The sequence below is a fragment of the Bradyrhizobium sp. R2.2-H genome, assembly GCF_004346455.1.
Classification (GTDB): domain Bacteria; phylum Pseudomonadota; class Alphaproteobacteria; order Rhizobiales; family Xanthobacteraceae; genus Bradyrhizobium; species Bradyrhizobium diversitatis.
Genome location: NZ_SMBR01000015.1, coordinates 39735 through 60039 on the forward strand (window position 1 = coordinate 39735; position 20305 = coordinate 60039).

17 protein-coding genes are annotated in these 20305 nt (G+C 65.9%); 6 read left to right on the forward strand and 11 right to left on the reverse strand.

The features are described from left to right. Window positions 1-189: 189 nt before the first annotated feature. Together EDE08_RS31100 and EDE08_RS31105 are read right to left on the reverse strand one after the other, a co-directional pair. Window positions 190-780 carry a DUF2147 domain-containing protein gene (locus EDE08_RS31100; protein ID WP_131872868.1) on the reverse strand — a complete coding sequence of 197 codons (591 nt, stop codon included), beginning with the start codon at window positions 778-780 and terminating at the stop codon, window positions 190-192. 105 nt (window positions 781-885) lie between these two features. Then, the gene (locus EDE08_RS31105) at window positions 886-1914 is read right to left on the reverse strand and encodes an NAD(P)/FAD-dependent oxidoreductase (RefSeq protein WP_131872870.1); all 1029 of its coding nucleotides are present in this window, start codon (window positions 1912-1914) and stop codon (window positions 886-888) included. 182 nt (window positions 1915-2096) lie between these two features. Here EDE08_RS31105 and EDE08_RS31110 point away from each other — a divergent pair, with 182 nt between their 5' ends. Beyond that, window positions 2097-2564, forward strand: a complete 468-nt coding sequence (locus tag EDE08_RS31110) for an acyl-CoA thioesterase (protein ID WP_131872872.1) — start codon at window positions 2097-2099, stop codon at window positions 2562-2564. Window positions 2565-2579: 15 nt separating this feature from the next. Here EDE08_RS31110 and EDE08_RS31115 read toward each other — a convergent pair whose 3' ends face one another. Continuing rightward, on the reverse strand, window positions 2580-2900 hold the full coding sequence (locus EDE08_RS31115; protein WP_008143731.1) for a 2Fe-2S iron-sulfur cluster-binding protein: 321 nt from the start codon (window positions 2898-2900) through the stop codon (window positions 2580-2582). Between the two features lie 167 nt (window positions 2901-3067). Further along, on the reverse strand, window positions 3068-3442 hold the full coding sequence (locus EDE08_RS31120; protein WP_131872874.1) for an Hpt domain-containing protein: 375 nt from the start codon (window positions 3440-3442) through the stop codon (window positions 3068-3070). A gap of 396 nt (window positions 3443-3838) precedes the next feature. Here EDE08_RS31120 and EDE08_RS31125 point away from each other — a divergent pair, with 396 nt between their 5' ends. Continuing rightward, window positions 3839-9484, forward strand: a complete 5646-nt coding sequence (locus EDE08_RS31125; protein WP_131872876.1) for an apolipoprotein A-IV repeat region-like domain-containing protein — start codon at window positions 3839-3841, stop codon at window positions 9482-9484. A 239-nt stretch (window positions 9485-9723) separates the two neighbouring features. On the opposite strand, the gene EDE08_RS31130 is transcribed toward EDE08_RS31125, so the two are convergent. The 3 genes from EDE08_RS31130 to EDE08_RS31140 are packed head-to-tail and all read right to left on the reverse strand — an operon-like array spanning window position 9724 to window position 12545. Then, window positions 9724-10584: an MlaD family protein gene (locus EDE08_RS31130; RefSeq protein WP_131872878.1), complete on the reverse strand. Its 861-nt coding sequence runs from the start codon at window positions 10582-10584 to the stop codon at window positions 9724-9726. Between the two features lie 42 nt (window positions 10585-10626). Continuing rightward, the gene (locus EDE08_RS31135) at window positions 10627-11409 is read right to left on the reverse strand and encodes an ABC transporter ATP-binding protein (RefSeq protein WP_165936280.1); all 783 of its coding nucleotides are present in this window, start codon (window positions 11407-11409) and stop codon (window positions 10627-10629) included. A 2-nt stretch (window positions 11410-11411) separates the two neighbouring features. Next, a complete protein-coding gene (locus EDE08_RS31140; RefSeq protein ID WP_131872884.1) occupies window positions 11412-12545 on the reverse strand; it encodes an MlaE family ABC transporter permease in 1134 nt (377 codons plus the stop codon). Window positions 12546-12679: 134 nt separating this feature from the next. Here EDE08_RS31140 and dgcA point away from each other — a divergent pair, with 134 nt between their 5' ends. After that, window positions 12680-13675, forward strand: coding sequence for an N-acetyl-D-Glu racemase DgcA (gene dgcA, locus EDE08_RS31145; RefSeq protein WP_131872886.1), 996 nt, complete (start codon window positions 12680-12682; stop codon window positions 13673-13675). Here dgcA and EDE08_RS31150 read toward each other — a convergent pair. Beyond that, entirely contained in the window at window positions 13645-14841 is a 1197-nt protein-coding gene (locus EDE08_RS31150; protein ID WP_131872888.1) for an MFS transporter, read from the reverse strand. The genes dgcA and EDE08_RS31150 overlap by 31 nt on opposite strands. Before the next feature lie 75 nt (window positions 14842-14916). Between EDE08_RS31150 and EDE08_RS31155 the strand changes: the two genes are divergently transcribed. After that, window positions 14917-16290 (forward strand): hypothetical protein, encoded by a 1374-nt coding sequence (locus EDE08_RS31155; RefSeq protein ID WP_165936281.1) that lies wholly within the window; start codon window positions 14917-14919, stop codon window positions 16288-16290. A gap of 237 nt (window positions 16291-16527) precedes the next feature. Beyond that, window positions 16528-16881, forward strand: a complete 354-nt coding sequence (locus EDE08_RS31160) for an ADP-ribosylation/crystallin J1 (RefSeq protein WP_131872892.1) — start codon at window positions 16528-16530, stop codon at window positions 16879-16881. 18 nt (window positions 16882-16899) lie between these two features. Here EDE08_RS31160 and EDE08_RS31165 read toward each other — a convergent pair whose 3' ends face one another. The 3 genes from EDE08_RS31165 to EDE08_RS31175 form a co-directional block, all read right to left on the reverse strand. Further along, entirely contained in the window at window positions 16900-17259 is a 360-nt protein-coding gene (locus EDE08_RS31165) for a hypothetical protein (RefSeq protein WP_131872894.1), read from the reverse strand. 85 nt (window positions 17260-17344) lie between these two features. Further along, the gene (locus EDE08_RS31170) at window positions 17345-17836 is read right to left on the reverse strand and encodes a P-loop nucleotide/nucleoside kinase family protein (RefSeq protein ID WP_245524933.1); all 492 of its coding nucleotides are present in this window, start codon (window positions 17834-17836) and stop codon (window positions 17345-17347) included. 31 nt (window positions 17837-17867) lie between these two features. After that, complete coding sequence (locus tag EDE08_RS31175; RefSeq protein WP_131872898.1) at window positions 17868-18311, reverse strand: RbsD/FucU family protein; 444 nt, start codon at window positions 18309-18311, stop codon at window positions 17868-17870. A 165-nt stretch (window positions 18312-18476) separates the two neighbouring features. Between EDE08_RS31175 and EDE08_RS31180 the strand changes: the two genes are divergently transcribed. Then, the gene (locus EDE08_RS31180; RefSeq protein WP_165936282.1) at window positions 18477-20213 is read left to right on the forward strand and encodes a caspase family protein; all 1737 of its coding nucleotides are present in this window, start codon (window positions 18477-18479) and stop codon (window positions 20211-20213) included. The last annotated feature ends 92 nt before the right edge of the window (window positions 20214-20305 follow it).

Genomic DNA, 20305 nt, shown 5'->3' on the forward strand with positions numbered 1-20305 from the left:
CGGAGCCGGCACAAGGTCGCCATTCGGCGAACGTGGCCGCACGGGCCGTTCAGGGATGAGGGGGAGCGATACCGTACTGGCTTCCCCGCTGGAGCCTGTCATCGGGCTCGCCGAAGGCGGGAGCAAGCGGGGAACGACCATGCGCCGACGCTACGGCAGTCGAGGCGGCACGGTGTGCGCAGTACGCCTTTACTGCTTCGGCGGCGCCATCATCGCACCGCCCTTCTTCGCCGCTGGCGCCGTCGGCTTTGCAACGGCGGCCTGCGCGGGGAGATATTTTGCCACGATGGCAGGATCGACCTGCGCGATGTTGGCATCCGGCAGGCGTGTCCAGGTCTCGTCCTTGCCGAGCAGCGCGATGCCGAGATAGCCGCGCAGCGTCAGGGTCTGGCCGTCGGGACTGATCCGCATGTTGGCCTTCCAGATCTGGCCGTCGCGCGGATTGAGCACGTTGCCGCCTTCGTACTTCAATCCTTCACGCTTCATGTTGCGGACGAAGGAGATGCCGAGCACCCGGGCGTTCTTGCGATCGTCGGTGCATTTGCTGCAGACCTCGTTCGGGTCGTCGGTCGGCCGCGGAAAGGTCTTGGCGATCACGCCTTCGAAGACGCCGTTGTGGTCGATGAAGAGGAACCATCCGACCGTCCTGCCGTCTTCCACCTTCTGCCAGAGGCCCGCCGCCGTGGGCTCGGTGGTCTGCGCCGCACACGGGCTCACCGTCGCGAGCGGCAATGCGAGCGCGAGGAAGGAGAGCAGCCGAAAGCTGGAAAAAATCCGCATGAGATCACCTTGCTATTCCACAACCGGAATGGCCGCAGACTACGGCGATTTCGCGAACGGTTCCAGCACCAGAAACATGGGGCACCGCCTCCCCACTGCGTTCCCTCAGTTGACACCGAGCTTCTTTTGCAGGCTGGAGGACGAAGTCGTGTACTGGAACACGAGCCGCTTCTCCGGATAGACATAGCGATGGGCTTTTTGCGACATCAGCGCGCCCTCATGGAAGCCGCACAGGATCAACTTGAGCTTGCCGGGATAGGTGTTGATGTCGCCGATGGCAAAGATCCCGGGGACGTTGGTCTCGAACGCGGAGGTCTCGACCGGCACCAGATTGTTCTCCAGCGCAATGCCCCAGTTCGCGACCGGGCCGAGCTTCATGGTCAGCCCGAAGAACGGCAGCATGGTATCGCAGGCGATTTCGCTCACGCTGTTGTCATTGCCCTTGATGGTCGCGCCGGTGAGCTGGCCGTCGGCGCCGGAGAGCGCGGTGACCTGGCCGAGCCGCAGATCCATCTTGCCGCCGGCAACCAGCGCGCGCATCTGCTCGACGCTGTGGGGTGCGGCGCGAAATTCGTCGCGTCGGTGCAACAGCGTGATGCGCCTGGCCAAGGGATGCAGGTTGAGCGTCCAGTCGAGCGCTGAATCGCCCCCGCCGACGATCAGCACGTTCTTGTCGCGGAACGTCTCCATCTTGCGCACGGCGTAATGGACTGAAGTGCCTTCATAGGCATCGATACCCGGCACCGGCGGACGCTTGGGCTGGAACGAGCCTCCGCCGGCCGCGATCACCACCACCTTGCATTCGAAGACCTTGCCAGCATCGGTGGTGCAGCGGAAGGCGGGATCGCCGATCTTCTCCACGGTCTCGACCATCTCGCCGAGATGGAAGGTCGGGTGAAACGGCTTGATCTGCTCCATCAGCGCGTCGGTGAGTCCCTGCCCGGAGACATGCGGAATGCCGGGAATGTCGTAGATCGGCTTTTCCGGATAGAGCTCGGCACACTGGCCGCCGACCTTGTCGAGGATGTCGACAAAATGCGTCTTCATGTCGAGAAGGCCGAGCTCGAAGGCGGCGAACAGACCGCAAGGGCCGGCGCCAATAATCAGCACATCGGTTTTGATCACGTCGCTCATGTCGTCTCTTTTTTGGTCGTTATCGGTTGGACGGCGCCCGTCGGGCAGAGGTGACCCTGCCTGTCTAGCCAACGGGGATGGAACAGGGAAGGCATAAAAGCGGGAGCGCCCCGCAGCCGCGCCCACTTGCCGGGCCAAAATAACTGGGTTGTAACGAGGTTGGATATGACGGAGATCAATCGGTGAACGCACCAGCCCGCCTCGACATGACGCCGCGCCTTGAGGACTTTCCCTTTCGCCTCAGCGACAACGTCCGCTTCGGCGACCTTGACCCGAACCAGCACGTCAACAATGCGGTCTACGCCACCTATTTCGAAACCGGCCGTGTCACGCTGATGAAGCTTCCCGAATACGGGCTGACCCCGCCGGGCCTCGCCTGGATCATGGTGCGGCTCGACATGCATTTTCGCGCCGAGCTGCACTGGCCGAATACGATCGAGCTTGGCCTTGGGGTGGTGAAGCTTGGACGGACGTCCGTGACCTTCGAACAGGTCGTGTTCTCGAACGGTACGTGCATTGCGTCAGCGACGTCGGTCGGCGTCCTGCTCGACGAGGCCACGCGGCGACCCGCGCCACTGACCGCAGAGGTGATCGAGAAGCTCAGACCCTGGCACAAGCGCGGCATCGAGGTCGCGCCGCCGCGCAGTTGATATGGCGAGGGACGATCAGGCCTGACGTTCCGGCGTCGCCACCACGAGACCGTCGAGCTCATCGGAAACCTTGATCTGGCAAGACAGGCGCGAATTCGGGCGCACGTCGAAGCCGAAGTCGAGCATGTCCTCTTCCATCGGCGTCGGGCTGCCGACCTTCTCGCGCCAGGCTTCGTCGACATAGACATGGCAGGTCGCGCAGGCGCAGGCGCCGCCGCATTCGGCCTCGATACCGGGAATGCTGTTGCGGATCGCGGCTTCCATCACGGTTGCGCCGTTCTCGATTTCTACCGTGCGGGTTTCGCCCTTGTGGTCGACAAAGTGAATCTTGGCCATGTGTGCTCGTACTGCCGCGGTGCTGGGAATGAAGGAGGTCCGGGCTGTCCTATAACGGGTCGGTTAGCCCGGCGCCATAGCGTTTTGATGCGAAGAATGAATCCCGCTTTGCGGGAAGAAAACGCATCAAAACAAAAGACTAGGGGCCCGTCTCCGACCGTATCGGCTTACGGCTTCAGGATCGCCTCGATGGCGGCGCGGGCCTCGGTCACCGCCTCTTTCAGAGCGGCGAAGGCATGGGACCGGCCATGGCCGGTCCGGATCGCACACTCGAGGCTGGCTGCGGCATCGGCCACCGCAAAGGCGCCTATCCCGCGCGCCGAACCTTTGAGCTTGTGCGCGAGCGCGCCGGCATCGGCCGGACTCGCAGCCATCGCCGCGAGCAGGCGCCCCGCCTGCTCGGTGAACATCGCCAGCACTTCTCGCTCCAGCTCAATGTCGCCGAGCGTCATCCGGGAGAGGTGATCGAGGTCGAGCGGGCTGTCGATCGGTGCAAGCGGGGGCGAAGGCATCCAGTCCATCCGTTGCAGTTCAGGCGTCATGGCGCAGGGCCCCGGCATCGCGCGGCGGCCGCCGGTCCGGCGGTCAGGTTCCCCTCAGCCAAGCACGAAAATGGTTAACGAAATGCTCGAGCCGTTTGACGCAAATCCGCCCGCTTGTTGACGGAAAGTTGCCGCAATCTGCCGAGTTCGGTGGAGAATTGCATTTATTGCTAAGGCGTTAGGGCGCGATCCTGTTAACGATGATTAAGATTGTCTTAATCGCAGGCATTTCATTCGCGACGCTCTGCCAATAGGATGTTGCGGAAATTGGCGGACAAGCCGTCCGGGTGGGGACGGCTCGGAGATCCGCGCAAGCGGCATGATCCGGTCTGTGGGCTTGCGCCGAGCGCAGGGCTCGCGGGGGACGCGTACAAGTAACGAGGGCTCGGACTGAACATGGCGAACACTCCGAAAAAGGTCAAAGACCCCACAGAAGTTGCGCTTTCTGCGATCCAGGAAGCCCTGAACATCAGTGACACGGCTGCCGATACCAGCCGCAACGCCACCGCGCGCAACGAAGCGGCGCCCCCGGTGCCGCCCGCGCCCCCGATCTTCGATGAGCCGAGCTTCGAGCCGCGACCGGCCGCCAATGAGCGGTCGACCGTGTTCGATACGGTCGAGGAGCCGCTCTCATCGCGCCGCGCCGCGAATGACGACCGCGAGACCATAGGCCAGTTGCTCCAGGCGCTTCAGAAGGGCCGCCCTGCCCGCAGCGTCTACACCTTCGCCACCATCTTCGCCGGCGTCTGGCTCGCCGCCTGCGCCGCGCTGACCGTCGGCTTCCTGCCCTCGATCCAGGCCGCCATGGGCCAGAGCGGCGGCGTCCTCGTCATCGCCGGCCTGATCGCGATGGTCTTCGCGCCGATCATGCTGTTCTACTTCCTCGCCAGCCTCGTCTGGCGCGGCCAGGAAATGCGCATGATCGCGCAGGCGATGGCGCAGGTCGCGATCCGCTTCTCCGAGCCCGAAGGCTCGGCCTCCGATTCCATGGTCACGGTCGGACAGGCCATCCGCCGCGAGGTCGCGGCGATGGGCGACGGCATCGAGCGCGCGATTGCGCGCGCCGGCGAGCTCGAGACGCTGGTCGCCAACGAGGTCGCCGCGCTGGAGCGCGCCTACAGCGACAACGAGGTGCGCATCCGCGCCCTGCTCCAGGACATCGCGCATCAGCGCGACAATCTGGTCGGCCAGGCCGAGCAGGTCCGCAGCGCCATCTCCGGCGTGCAGATCGACCTGCGCCACGACATCGCGCTGATCTCGGACGCGATCGCCTCCCGCGTCGACGAGGTTGCGAAGTCCATCACCGGCGCGCTCGAAGAGCGCGGTGCCCACATCACCAGTGCCTTGAGCAATGCCGGCGACAACATGATCCTGGCGCTCGGCGAGCGCGGCGGCGACCTGCTCGACCGCCTCGAGGAAGCCAGCAACGAGACCACACGCGCGGTGCTCGACGCCAGCGAGCGGCTGACCACCAGCCTCAACTTCAAGACCGGCCACGTCCACGACGAGTTCGTCGACCTCGCCGACCGCGTCCACGAGATGCTGAACGAGCGCATCGACCGCATCACCGGCGAATTCGAGCAGCGTTCCGCCGCGATCGTCGACGGCATCTCCGAGCGCACCGAGCAGGTGCACGATTCCCTGAAGAACTCGTCGGACTCGCTGCTGCTCGAGCTTGAGCTGCGCTCCAACGACATCTCCGCCAAGATCGACGACGCCGGCAACCGCCTCGCCGGCCAGATCATGACGAGCGGCGACAAGGCGAGCGAGGCGCTCGACGCCACCGTCAACACGCTGGTCGCCAAGGTCGTCAGCCAGACCGAGACCGCGCACGATTCGCTGTCGCTGCAGATGAGCGCCTTCGACGAGCTGGTGAGGAACCAGGGCACCGAGCTGGTCGAGAAGTTCGCCCGCGACTCCGGCACGCTGGGCGCGCTGATCACGCGCCACATCTCCGAGTTCGACCGCACCGTGAAGACCTTCGGCGGCGAGATCGTCGAGCGCATGGGCCAGCGCACGCAGGACATCGCCGAGACGCTGAAGACCTATGTCGACAATTTCGATACCCGCTTCACGGCGAACGGCGGCGAGATCACGGCAGTGCTCGACCAGCGCCTCGTGCAATTCGAGACCACGGTCGGCGAACGCGTCAGCAATCTCGACGCCTCGCTGAACGGCAAGATCGCCAGCCTCGACGGCACGATCGAAGGCCACATCAGGACCTTCGACGACCAGCTCGTGGGCCGGGTCGCAGCGCTCGAACAGTCGTTCGACAGCCGCGCGAAGTCCATGACCGAAACCATCGACGGACGCATCAACACGCTGGCGACGTCGCTGACCGACGGTGCCGCACAGGCGATCCAGTCGATCGACAGCCGCCTCACCTACCTCACGACCTCGCTGACCGACGGCGCATCCCAGACCATCCAGTCGATCGACACGCGGCTGACGCATCTCACGACGACGCTCACCGGCGGCGCGACGCAGGCGCTCGAATCCATCGATTCCCGCCTCACCTACCTGACCACCGCCGTGACCAACGGCGCCTCGCAGGCGGTGCAGTCGATCGACACGCGCCTGACGCTGCTGAGCTCGACGCTCACGGACGGCACCGCGCAGGCGATCGAGGCGGTCGACCGCCGCATCACCGGCGTCACCGAGATCATCGACGGACGCAGCACGCATCTGACCGACACGGTCACGGCGCGCTTCCAGGAGATCCATCAGGCCATCGAGACCAAGGTCGGCTCGGTCGCCAGCGACATCGACGTGCGCGTGGCGCAGTTCGAGGACCTGCTCGGCTCACGTGTCGAGGCCGTCGCCGGCCGCATCGAGAGCAGCGGACGCCAGGCCAGCGAGGACATGATGTCCCGCGCCGAGATGATCTCGACCGCGATCCGCTCGCATGTCGAGGACGCCGAGCGCTCGCTCACCAACCTCGTCGTCAACACCAGCGAGACGATCCAGACCGGCGCGCGCACCGCTCAGCAGTCGCTGCTGACGGTCTCCTCCGACGTCAACGCCCAGCTCAGGATGACGTCGGCCGAGGTCGAGCAGGCGCTGACCGCGGTCGGCACCGGTGCGGCGAACTCGATCCTGACCAGCGCCCGCGAAGCGCAGTCGACGCTGGTCGCGGCATCGGGCGATGCCTCCAACCAGATCAAGGGCCTCGCGACCGACGTCGAACGCACGCTGTCGGCAGCAGGCGCTGCCACCGCAGCCTCGATCCTGGCCGGTGCCCGCGAGGTGCAGACCACCCTCGTCACCGCTTCCTCGGATGCGGCGAGCCAGGTCAAGACGCTCACCGCCGACGTGCAGCGCTCGCTCACCATGGCCGGCACCGCCACGGCGGAATCGATCACCGCCGGCGCCCGCGATGCGCAGAGCACGCTGATCGCGGCTTCGACCGAGACCGCCAACCAGATCAAGGCGCTGTCCTCGGACGTGCAGCGCTCGCTGACGATGGCGGGCACCTCGACCGCCGAGACCATCATGAGCGGCGCCCGCGAGGCCCAGAGCACGCTGGTCACGGCGTCCTCGGATGCGGCAAGCCAGGTCAAGTCGCTCGCGGCCGAAATGCATCGCTCGCTCTCGCAGGTCGGCCAGTCGACCGCCGAGACGATCACCACCAGCGCCCGCGACGCCCAGAGCACTCTTCTTGCCGTCTCCGCAGAACAGACCAGCCAGGTCCGTTCGCTCGCGGCCGAGATGCAGCGCGCGCTGGCGACCGCCGGCGGCGCCACCATCGAGGCGCTCACCAGCGGCGTTCGCGAGGCCCAGGGCTCGCTGATCTCCGCGTCCACCGACGCGGCCAGCCAGATCAAGTCGCTGACGACGGACATCGAGCGCACGCTGACCGCGGTCGGCGCCGACACCGCCTCGACCATCCTCAGCAGCGCGCGTGAGGCGCAGATCTCGCTGACCTCGACCTCGGCCGACGCCGCGAGCCAGATCCGCACGATCTCGACCGAGATCGAGCGCACGCTGAGCGCGGCGGCCGCCAACGCGACCAACGACATCCAGACCAGCGCGCTCAACGCCCAGAACGCGCTGATCTCGGCCTCCAACGAGGCGAGCTCGCGGGTCAAGTCGAGCTCCGCCGACATCGAGCGCTCCGTGCTCGCCGCCAGCAGCAGTTTCGGCCAGGCCATGACCGGCAAGACCGACGAGATCGTCACCTATGTGCAGCAGCAGGCCGACCGCCTATCGAACATGATCGACGCCAAGCGCGGCGCGCTGGTCGACGCGATCGGCTCCAAGACCAGCCAGCTCACGCTCGACATCGACCGCGTCACCTCCGATGCGCTGAAGTCGATCGAGACGCGCGGCCAGGCCTTCTCGCAGACCATGATGGGCAACGGCTCGGAAGTCGCCCGCACCATCAACGTGGCGAGCGAGATCGCCACCGGCGCGGTCAGCAAGTCGCTCAAGGAGCTCGAGCAGGCCTCGCGTTCCGCGATCGACCAGTCACGCCAGGTCTCGATCGCGGCCGTCACCGAGATGCAGGAGACCAGCAAGATCCTGCGCACCGACACGGTGGCCCTGTTCGAGCGTCTGCGCGAAGGCAACATCCTGCTCCAGGAGGTGCTGACCGGTGCGCACGACAACCTCAACTCGCTCGAGCGGGCGCTGGTGACGCGCGTCGCCGACTTCGTCTCGGCGATGAACGACGTCACCTCGCGCAACGGCGATGCGACGCAGAACCTGGAAGAGCAGCTCAACGTCTTCAACAGCAAGACCACGAAGGCGCTCCAGGATCTCGGCGAGCTGTCGATCCAGTTCGACAAGCACGGCCAGGCACTGGTCGAGGCCGCGCAGGTGGTCGAGCAGAGCAACAAGAACACCACCGCCTCGCTCGCCGAACGCAAGCAGGCGCTGGAATCGCTCGTCACCACCATCGACCTGCGCACCGCCGATCTCGACCAGCGGCTGTCGCGCTTCACCGGACTGCTCGATGAATCCCTTGCGGCCGCCGAAGAGCGCGCCCGCGACATCGCCCGCGTCGTCGCCGAGACCGCCGGCGCAGGCTCGGCCGCGATCACCCGCCAGTTCGAGGCGGTGCGCGCGGCGTCCGAGGAGGAGCACCGGCAGACGATCGAGGCGATGCACGACATCTACCGCCAGACCACGGACGAGGCGGATGCGATGTTCAAGCAGTCGACCGAGAAGTTCACCAACCTCGTCTCCAGCATGAAGCAGATGGCCTTCGAGATGCACAACGAGCTCGAAGCCACCCGCAACGAGCTGCGCCGCGGCGTGCTCGAGATGCCACAGGAGGCTGCCGAGAGCACCGCGCAGATGCGCAAGGTGATCGTCGACCAGATCGAGGCCCTCGCCGAGCTCAACCGCATCGTGGCCCAGCATGGCCGCGGCCTCGACGTCACCACGGCTGGCCGCGCTTCTGTCGCCGTCCAGCGTCAGGAAGAGCCGATGATGGCGGCCGTCGGCGGCCGAGCGACCGAGACGCGCATGCGCGACACCGGCAGCGCCTCGACGCTGCCGCCGCCGGACCTCGGCATGCCGGCTCCCTCGCGCCGCACCGAAGCGCCGCCGGTTGCACCTTCCAGCAACGACCAGGGCCGCGACGGCTGGCTGTCGGACCTGCTGAGCCGCACGGACGCCAACCAGGGCGCTCCGACCGGACGTGAGGCGCCGCGCGGCCGCCCTGCTCCCGCTCTGCAGCCGCCGGCGCCGCAGGCTAGCGCCAATCCGCTGGAATCGCTGTCGCTCGACATCGGCCGGCTGATGGATCGCAACCTCGCCGCCGAGATGTGGGACCGCTACCAGCGCGGCGAGAACAAGGCCTTCACCAAGCGCCTCTACACGCCCGCCGGCCAGAAGGCGTTCGACGAGGTCGCCCGCAAGTACCGCGCCGACCGCAACTTCAAGGGCACGGTCGACCGCTACGTCGCCGAGTTCGAGCGCCTGCTCGACGAAGTCGCCCGCGACGGCCGCGGCCCGCAGGAGCTGCGCGGCCACCTGACCTCGGAGACGGGGCTGGTGTACACGCTGCTCGCGCACGCGGCAGGCCGGCTGGGGTGAGCGGAAGCTCGCGAATCGCGAATAGCGAATGAAAACGGAGGCCGTGAGGCCTCCGTTTTTGGTTTGGGACACTCTCACGCGGAGCGCGAGCACACTCTCTCCAAACCGTCATTGCGAGGAGCTCTTGCGACGAAGCAATCCAGTCTGCCTCTGCGGAGACAACCTGGATTGCTTCGCTTCGCTCGCAATGACGGTGGAGAGAGCGTGCGCCTCTCCTCTCGTCCGATCTCACTCGTCTCTTACCGCCTCGGCACCGGCTTCGGCGGCTCGGGTGGCGGGGCGGGCTGCGATGAGTTGCTGGCGCCGAACAGCACGCGGGTCGGGTTGCGGTCGAAATTGTTCACGGCGCGGCTGATGTCGCCGAGGGTGCGGCGGCCGTCGGCCATCAACGCGCCGGAGCGCTTGTCGAAATCGTCGGCGAGCTCGCGGATCGACTTCACCGCCTGGAACAACTCGCCGCCGTCCTTGCCGCCTGCCAGCGTGTTGAGGCCGAGCATGAGACTGTCGGCCTTGAGCATGACGCCGTCGACCTTGGCCATCACGGCGTCGATTTTCTCGGAATTGCGCGCCAGCGAGTTGGTGAAGGTCTCGAGGTTCTTGAGCGAGTTCTTCACCGATTCCTGATTGTCGGCGACGATCTTGTTGATGTTCTGCAGCGTGCCGCGGATTGCCTCGGTGACGTCCTGGAGCTTGTTGGGATCGGCGGTGAGCGTGGGGATACCGTCCTGGTCGAGCGGCGGTGGGGCCGCGGCCTCGTCGCCGCCCTTGAGCGAGATGGCGGCGACGCCCGTGAGGCCCTGGAATTCGAGGCCGACGAGGGTGTCCTTGCGGATCGGGGCGTTGTTCTCGATCATGGCGAGTGCGACAACCCGCCGCGGGTTGTCCAGCTTCACCGAGACCACCTCGCCCACCCTGATACCGTTGAAGTTGACGCTGCCGCCGTTGCGCAGGCCCGCCGCAGGCCCCTCGAACACGACGCGAAGAGGGCTGCGCTGCTTGGTGGTGTGCAGCGACTGGAACCACAGCACGAAGCCGATCGCCGCGGCGATCACCGCCAGCGTGAACGAGCCGATCAATACGTAATTCGCCCGCGTTTCCATCAGGTGCTCCGGCTACTCAACCCAGCTATTCAACCCAGCTACTCATCCCATGACCGCGCGGGCGCGCTTGCCATGAAAATACTGCCTCAGCCAGGGATGCTGCGAGGCCTGCATGTCGGCGATCGACCCTGCCGCAATGATCTTACCGTTCCCTAAAACGGCGATGCGGTCGCATGCTGTGTAAAGGCTGTCGAGATCGTGGGTTACCATGAAAACGGTCAGCCCCAAAGTGCGCTGGAGGGTCCGGACCAGCTCGTCGAAGTCGCCAGCGCCGATCGGATCGAGGCCCGAGGTCGGCTCGTCCAGGAAGACGAGGTCCGGATCGAGCGACAGCGCGCGCGCGAGCGCCACGCGCTTGATCATGCCGCCGGAGAGCTCGGACGGGAAACGCTCGGCGACTTCGGGCTTGAGCCCGACCATGGTGAGCTTGGCCATGGTGATCTCGTCCATCAGCCGCTGCGAGACGCGCAAATATTCGCGCATCGGAAACTGGATGTTCTGCCCGACGGTGAGCGAGGAGAACAGCGCGCCCTGCTGGAACAGCACGCCCCAGCGCCGCTCGACGTTACGCCGCTGCGACGTGCTGGAGGAATCGAGGTCGACGCCGAACACCTCGATCGAGCCGGCAATTTTCGGCACCAGACCGATGATCGTGCGCGTCAACACGGATTTGCCCGCACCCGATGGGCCGACAAATCCCAAAATCTCGCCGCGCTTGACGTCGAGATTGAGCCCGTCGAGCACGCGCGTCGTGCCGAACTGCACGGTGATGTCGCGGACGCGGATGATGGGATCCTGAATCTCGCTTTGAGCTTCCGTTGCCATCGTCACATCCCGATCGAGGCGAAGAAGATGGCGAACACGCCGTCCATGACGATAACGAAGAAGATGCCCTTCACCACCGATGCCGTGGTGTGCTGACCGAGCGATTCCGCGCTGCCCTGCACGGCGAGTCCTTCGACGCAGGCGACGATGCCGATCACGGCGGCCATGACGGGCGCCTTCACCATGCCGACGATGAAATGATCGATCGAGATGGCGTCGCGCAGGCGCAGCAGGAAGGCCTCCGGCTCGACGCCGCCATAGAGCCAGGCAACCAGACCGCCGCCATAGAGCGCGGCCATCGCGCCGAGGAAAGCGAGGATCGGCAGCGCCAGCACCAGCGCCAGCATGCGCGGCAGCACCAGGACCTCGATCGGATCGAAGCCCATGGTGCGCAACGCGTCGATCTCCTCGCGCATCTTCATCGAGCCGAGCTCGGCGGTGTAGGCGCTGCCGGAGCGGCCCGCGACCATGATCGCGACCAGCAGCACGCCGATCTCGCGCAGCACCAGGACGCCCAGCATGTCGACCACGAAGATGTCGGCGCCGAAGCGGCGGAAATGGAAGATGCCTTGTTGCGCGATGATGCAGCCGATCAGGAACGTGATCAGCACGATGATCGGCACCGCGCGCCAGCAGACCTGCTCCATGTGGTGCACGGTCGACGTCAGGCGGAACGAGCGCGGGTGGATCAAGACGCGAATCCCCGCCGCGAGCACCGCGCCGAGCATGTCGACGAGGCCTGTCACGGTCCCGGCCACACCGGCCACGGTCCGGCCGATCTGCTCCAGCATGCCGGAGATGGTGATCGTGCTGCTGTCGACCACTTGGGTCGCCCGCACCCGCCGCACCTCGTCCACGAGGCTGGAATAATCGGCGGAGAGGCCCGCGATCTGCGCCTCGACAGCGCCCTGGGTCAGGCTGCGGCGCAGCCGCTCGATCAGCCAGGCGCCGAAAGTGTCGAGCTTGGCGACCTCGGAGACGTCGATGAAGATGCTTTGCGGGGTGCCTGCGAGCTTCTCGGCGTCAGCCACCATCCGCTCCAGGACCGGCGCGAAGCTCGCGGTCCAGGTCCCGGTAGCGCAAAGTGCCAGCGCGTTGCCCTTGGCAATCCGTTCGAGCTTCGGATCGCTGCTCAAGTTGTCCGCTCCCGTACCGGGGCGGAGAAAATCAGATTGTTGCGCACGCGCCCTTACCCAGAGAAGGTATCCCCAAGTGGTTAATGTTAGTTCCTACAGGTAACTAGCAGGTTCAGATTTCGCCAGAGTTCAAAATGACTTCCATGAAATTTGCAACCTTGGCGGCGCGAATCGAGCGCTTCCCGATCGCAGGCAGCTTCACCATCAGCCGGGGGGCCAAGACCGAGGCCGTCACGGTCGTGGCGGAGGTAAGCCGGGACGGCCTGACCGGCCGCGGCGAATGCGTGCCCTATCCCCGCTACGGCGAGACGCCCGAGGCGACGCTGGCCGCCATCCAGGCCATGCAGCAGGCCCTCGCGGGCGGGCTCACCCGGCAGGCCCTCCAGGCCGCCATGCCCCCCGGTGCGGCCCGCAACGCCCTGGATTGCGCCCTGATCGATATCGAGGCCAAGGCGGCAGGCCTGCGGGCCTGGAACCTGCTGAACCGCCCGACGCCCGGAGAGCGCACCACCGCCTACACGATCTCGTTAGCGGCCCCCGAAGCCATGGCCGCGGCGACCGCCAAGGCGGCGCACCGGCCGCTGCTCAAGATCAAGCTCGGCGGCGACGGCGATCCGGAGCGGATCGCAGCGGTGCGCAAGGCCGCCCCCGAATCGGAGCTGATCGTCGACGCCAACGAGGCCTGGACCGAGGCCAATCTGGAAGCGAACCTCGCCGCCTGCGCCGCGGCCGGCGTCACCCTGGTGGAGCAGCCGCTGCCGTCGGGCAAGGACGAGGCGCTGGCGCGGATCAGGCGGCCGCTCGCCGTCTGCGCCGACGAGAGCGTGCATGACCGCTCCTCGCTCGCGCCCCTGCGCGAGCGCTACGATGCCGTGAACATCAAGCTCGACAAGACCGGCGGCCTCACCGAGGCGCTCGCCATGGCCGATGCCGCGCAGGCGCTCGGCTTCGAGATCATGATCGGCTGCATGGTCGCGACCTCGCTGTCGATGGCGCCCGCCATGCTGATCACCCCGCAGGCGCGCTTCGTCGATCTCGACGGACCGCTGCTGCTCGCGCGCGACCGCGATCATGGGCTGCGTTATTACGGCAGCCTGGTCTATCCGCCGGATTCTTCGCTGTGGGGATGAGCCGTGAGGCGGTGCCGCGCCGACCAGATCAGGATGGCACCGGCGGCGGCCATCGCGGCCATGACGTAATAGACACCATCACCGATGCGGGCATAGATCGCGCCTGACGCAATCGAGGTCGCCGCGCCCAACAGGCCGTTGCAGGCGGCGTAATAGCCCTGCCCGCGCGCGATCTGATGCGACGGCACGCGCTGCACCAGGAGGTTCATGGTGCCGAGGATGGTCAGGCCGAAGCTGAAGCCGTGGCCGAGTTGCGCGATCGCGAGCAGCACGAGCGGCGGCTCGCTCGCGGTGACGATCCAGCGCAGCACGGCGATCAGGCCGCCGATCGCCATCAGCGTGGACGGCGGCAGCGAGAAGCGCGGCGACAGCGCGAACACGACGATCTCTGCCATGATGCCCAGCGTCCACAGCACCGCAATGGTCAACCCGCTGAGGCCCTGGAGCTGCCAGTCGATGGCCGAGAAGGTGTAGAAGGCGATGTGACTGCTCTGGATCAGCGCCGCCGATGCGATCACGGCCCAGAAGGCTGCATCGCGCAGCAGCGGCTTGCCGGCGTGCCGCTCCGGCGTCCTCCGCCCGAGATCGTCGAGCGGCTGCAGCAGCAGGCTGGCGAGAACCGCGACGACGGCCCAGGCCACGATCACCCAGATCAGGTCGCGCGGAGCGATGACGTCGACGAGAAAGCCGCAGGCGAGCGAGCCGGCGGCAAACGCGGCCGACCCCCACAGCCGCAGGGGTCCGTAGTCGAGCGCGTACCGGGCGACGCCGCGCAGCGCATAGGCATCGGTCAGCGGCATCGTCGGCGTCCACGTCATGCAGGTCAGCGCGTAGACCAGGAACAGCGCCAGCGGCTGCTGCTGCAGGCCGACCGCCGCAAATCCGATCGCGGTGGCCAGCGCCGACACCATGATGGCCGCGCGAATGGCCCGTCGCTTTTCGGCAAAGGCGGTCACTTGCGGCAGCGTGGTGAAGCGCGTGATCGCCGGCAGCGCGGCGATGATGCCGATCCAGGCCGCGTCGATGCCGATCGCCTTCAGCCAGACCGGGAAGAACGGCACATGCGTGCCCAGAACCGCAAAGAAGGCCGAATAGAACACGGCGAGGCTCACGGCGAATCGCCGCTTCGTCGCTGCCGCGATGGGGATTTGTGATTCGGACTGCATCAAACCAATTGCGATTCGGTCGATATCGTGGTGATCGTTACAGTAACGCGCACTGATTTGCGCGACGAGATTGTCATGGCCAACGAAGCATTCGCCCTCTCGCCCATGTCTGCCCGCGCGGCCGAGCCGAACGAGCAGGATTACGACGCGATCCGCGAAGCCTTCATGGAGACTGCGCGCGGCCGCTGGTTCCTCGGCGAATACGCCAGGCGCAACCGCAACGCCGACACGAGCATGGTGCTCGACGCGGTCGCAAGGATCGAAGAAACCCTTGCAGCACAGCGACAACCCGTCGTCGAGGACCGCCTGCCCGAAGCGCTGGTGGAGATCCGCCGCGCCATCCGCGAGGCCGAGACGATCGCGATCGCGGCGTTCGATCCCGCGGCGATCGAGTCCAGCCTCGCGCCGATCCCGCGCGGGGTGCGCATCATCAAGGAGATCTCCTGGCGCTGGCGCGAGATCGGCGCCGACGGGCGAATCTGCGACCTCATTGATTCGCAGCTCGCCTCGATCGAGGCCGCCTGCGGACAGATGTCGACCATCGACCCCGGCGTCGAGCTCAAAGCCGCCTTCGATCTGCTGAGGGATCGTGTCGAGCAGCTTGACGGCGGCGCAACGCCGCAGGCCGCGCCGTCCGCCGACGCTGCGCCTGCGCAGGCCGCGCCGTCCGCCGAGACGCCCAGTGCAGCCCCCGTGGCTTTTACGGACACGCCGCAGGACATCAAGGCAACTCCCGAGCGAGAAGCAACCGCAGAGGAAGCTGGCACCACCGAGCCGCTCGCCATGGCCGAGCAGGCTGTCGACGCTGCCGCCGTTCCGGCGAAGGTTGCCGAAAGCGACATCGCGTCCGACCAGGTCGCAATTGAAGACGTCGCTCTCGAGGAGCAGGAGCCAATCGCTGAACCAGCCGCCTTCGCGGAGGCCGCCGACGCTTTCTCGCCCGATGCGGCCGCGGAAGCCGAGGACGAAGCCATCCTCGACGCCATCGCGCTGGAGATGGCCGCGCCCGATCCGGAGTTCGACGAGATCATCGAGCCGACCGAACTTGCTGCGCCGACGCCGGAACCGATGGCCTCGGACGTCGCAGCGCCCGTTGCCGCCGAGATTCCGGAGCCGATCGCTCCCGAGCCTGTCGTCGCGGAAGAGCCCGCCGCAGACGCACCGATCGCGATGGATTCACTCGCCCGCCTCACCGACGCGATTGCCGAAGCCGCCGCCGAGGTGATGGAGCAGCAGGCCCCGGCCATGGCAGCCACGGCAACGTTCGCCGCAGCGTCGACCGCGACGCTGCCGATGCCTTCGCCCCTGTCCACGTCTTCACCCGAGCCCTCGCTCGGCGCCACCATCCTCGCCAGCGGCATCCTGCAAAAGCCCCGCGCGCCGGCCAACGACCCGCTCGCGCCGATCCGCCGCATGACCCAGGCCGAGAAGATCGCGTTCTTTTCGTAAGCGACGCGCGCTCCCCACCTATCAATTCCGTCATCCTGAGGCGCGAAGCTTGCGATGCGCACGCATCGTAGGCAGAGCCTCGAAGGATGAACGGCCGAGATGCAGCCGGACCGTCGCCCTTCGAGGCTCGCTCAGCGGCGCGATGCGCCGCAGAGCGCGCACCTCAGGCTGACGGTGATAGAGCGAAGGAACGGATCGGTATATGTAGGTACCCACTAGAACCCGCTCACCACAGCCATGTCCCCCACCGAAGACACCCTCACCCTCTGGCGGCCCGTCGGTCCAAAGGAGCTGGAGTTGATCCAGCAATCCGGCATGTGCGCGTTCCCGCCGCGCCTGCCTGACCAGCCGATCTTCTATCCGGTGCTAACCGAGGACTACGCCATCAAGATCGCGCGGGACTGGAATGTCCCGGCGAGCGGATCGGGCTTCGTGACCCGTTTCGCAGTCAAGCGCAGCTTCATCGAGAAATACGACGTGCAGGAAGCGGGCGGACGATCGCATGTGGAATACTGGATTCCGGCCGAAGACCTCGATGCGTTCAATGCCGCAATCGTCGGCTTGATCGAGGTCGTCCGCAGCTTTCCCTAACGCCGCGCGATCAGCCGCTTACCCGCAATTCCAGATCGGACCGATCGGCGTGCGCGTCCAGCACGGACCGAAACTGCCGCCATTGTAGCGGCCGCCGTTGAAGCCGGGGCGGCCGAAATAGTGCCACTCGCCATCCCAACGGTAATATTGAGGAACCGGGTCGATGTACCAATGGCGCCGGTCGTTGCGCGCAAGGCGCCGCATCGCGTCCTTCTGCTTGTAGAGCGGAATGGCGTTGCTCAGCGGCTGCCGATAGCCGGGCAGGAAGCCGTAGCCCTTCCAGACCGGCTTGGGACGCTTTTGCGCGGCCTCAGCGGGCGCGACGGCCGGCAGCAGCGACAGGATGACAGCAACGAAGAGACACAGAAGGCGAGACATGAATCGACGATAGACAGGCGGATGCGAGAAAGCCACTCAAATTCGAGTGCGAGGCGTTTCGTCCCACCAAACGCCAGCAAGACGACTAGCCGATCTTGTCGCACACATGCGCTTCAACGCGGTCCAGCACATGATCGAGCGAACTCTGGGCCGTATCGAGCACCAGGTGCTCCCGATCCCACGGCTCGTAAGTCAGGCTCACGACGTCATCCCAGGTTGGAACCTTGTGACCGTCAATGTCGGGCAACCGGCTTTCCACTCGCTGCCGGTGTAACGCCCGTTCGCTGCAAATCACTTCAATCTCGACGATGCATGCGCCGGTCCGCAAGGCAGTCTGCCGCCATCCGGCGCGGCTTGCCAGCACGGGATTGACGCAGTCCGCGATGACGATGCGTCCGAGCTTGAGGTTTTCGGCGGCGAGCGTGTTGGCAACGGCATAGCCGGCTGCGCCGACGATGAAACCTGCGTCCCGCAACGGCTGCTCGATCGCATCGATCCGCAGATACGTCGCCGCCAGCCTGACCGTGAGTTCGCGGGCGATCGTCGTCTTACCGCTACCCGGAAGGCCGCCGAACACGATGAGTGAGGATGAATGCTTCATGATATTCCTAACCGATCACGCCCTTGCGGATCAGGAAGCAGCCATAGCCCCTGCCGTCACCGACCTGCACGACGCCAAAGCCCGCCGCTGCCGCGCGATAGAAATCCGGACGCGACAGCTTGCCGGGCGTGACCGGCCGACCGGCGGCACGTGCGATCTCCGCGACCACCGCGCGCTGCACCTCGGGCACCCTATCGGGGTCGTCTACCGGCATCATCACGCGGACCGGATCGGGATCGAAATCGTCGAGCGGATAGACCGACATGATGGCGCGGATGGCGACCTCCATGCTCATGCCCGGCAGGTGGATCAGGCGCTGTGACGAGGTGCTCTGCGCAATGCGGGCGGCGGGGTGATTGGCATCGACGAATACGAGGTCGTCGCCATGGCCCATGGAGGCGAGCAGCCAGAGAAGGTCGGGCGTCAGGATCGGATCGATCGATTTCAGCATGTGGCGGACTATCCTCCCAATCGATCGCTAACCATAGCAGGTTCCAAGCGTGATTCAGATCACGTACGCGGCCCTGATGATAGGAATCACGGACCGCAGGCTCGAACTCGGCCAAGCTTGCACGCAACCAATCTCACATCGAGATGAGTGCCAAAGGAGCACGCCATGTTCCGCTTAAAGCCTTTCCTGATGACGGCCAGCCTGCTGGGAAGCTTGTTCGGCTTCGCCTGCGGGCCCGTTTCCGCGCAGGTCGCACCGGTTGCACCCGCCCCCACCGCCCTGCAAGGCCCCGAGCAGCGGGTGGCGCTGGTGATCGGCAATGCGAACTACCAGAACGCGCCGCAACTTGCGAACCCCGACGATGACGCGCAATCGATGGCGCAGTTCCTGAACTCCGCCGGATTCGAAGTGGTGGCCGCGACCGACTTGACCCAGAACGACATGCTCCGCGTCGTCCAGGACTTTTCCGCCAAGGTCGCCTCGCGCGGTCCCAACACCGTGGCGATGGTCTATTACGCCGGTCACGGCGTGCAGCTCGCCGGCGAGAACTATCTCGTTCCCGTCGACGCCAAGGTCTCCAGCCCGACCGAGCTCGTCAACAATTCGGTGCGCCTCGTCGACGTGATGTCGACGCTGGAGACGATCCCGAGCCGCATGCGCATCGTCATTCTCGATGCCTGCCGCAACAACCCGTTCCCCGAGGTCAACGATGCCGGCCGCGGCCTTGCCATCGTCGATGCGCCGAATGGATCGATCGTCGGCTACTCGACGGCGCCGGGTGCCGAGGCGCTCGACGGGACGGGCGGTCACAGCCCCTATACGCAGGCGTTCCTGAACGTCGCGCGCGAGCCCAACGTGCCGATCGAGCAGCTGTTCAAGCGCGTGCGCCTGCAGGTCAACCAGACCACGAGCGGCGCGCAGATCCCGTGGGAGAGCTCCTCGCTGACGAGTGACTTCACCTTCTTCGGCGACACCGCGGTTGCCGCCAACCGCGCGCCGGTGAAGGCCCCTGTCGTGCAGATGGCCTCCAGCCTGCCGAGCCGTTCGACACGCCAGGCCTATGACTACGTCGTGTCCGAGGGCCGTCCGGAATACTATCAGGAGTTCATCCGGACGTACCCGCACGATCCGCTGTGCGACCACGTCCGCTGGCTGCTCAAGAACCTCCTGATCTCGCAGGCCTGGCACAAGGCTGTGCTCGCGAACTCGCCGCTCGCCTACAAGAGCTTCTACGACAGCTACGGCAACAGCCCCTATGCGCAGATCGCGCTGAAGCTGCAGGCGCAGCCGAAGCAGATCCCCCTGATGCAGGCGACCAAGTTCCTGGTGCCGCAGAACATTGCGCCGACGATCAAGATCGGCAATCTCGGCCAGCCAAAATATATGCCGCTGATGCAGCAGGGTCATGGTGCGTCGCAGATGGGCGGCAATCTGCCGGTCGCGCAGAAGCCGGTTGACGGCAACGGCAATGTCCTCGGCAAGCTCGGCAATGGCGGCAAGATCGTCACCCTGCCTGCGCCGAGCAACACGAGCAAGAGCAATGGCGGCATCGGCAAGATCGTGACGCTGCCCGCGACCAATACCAAGCCGGACGCCGGCAACCGCATCCCCGGCAAGATCGTGAGCATGCCGGTGAATGTCGGCAAGGCCGGATCGAAGATCGACGCGAAGCCGATCAATGTTCAGACGAAGAACCGTCCGATCCGCAACACCAACGGCAACACCGGTATCGTGAAGCCCAACGGCAGCCCGGTGAACAAGGTGCAGGTGCTGAACAATCGTCCGCAGTTCAATGCGATGCCGAACCGCATGGTCAACAGCAACGACAACTTCCGGCAATCGATGAACCAGGCGCCGAACATGAACGGCGGCGGCAACCGTCGCGGCGGCTTCATGCGCTGATCGCACGGAAGGCAGACGCGACAAAGGGGCAGAGCCGCAATGCTCTGCCCCTTCTTCATGTCAGCTCTTGAGCATCGTCATTCCGGGATGCG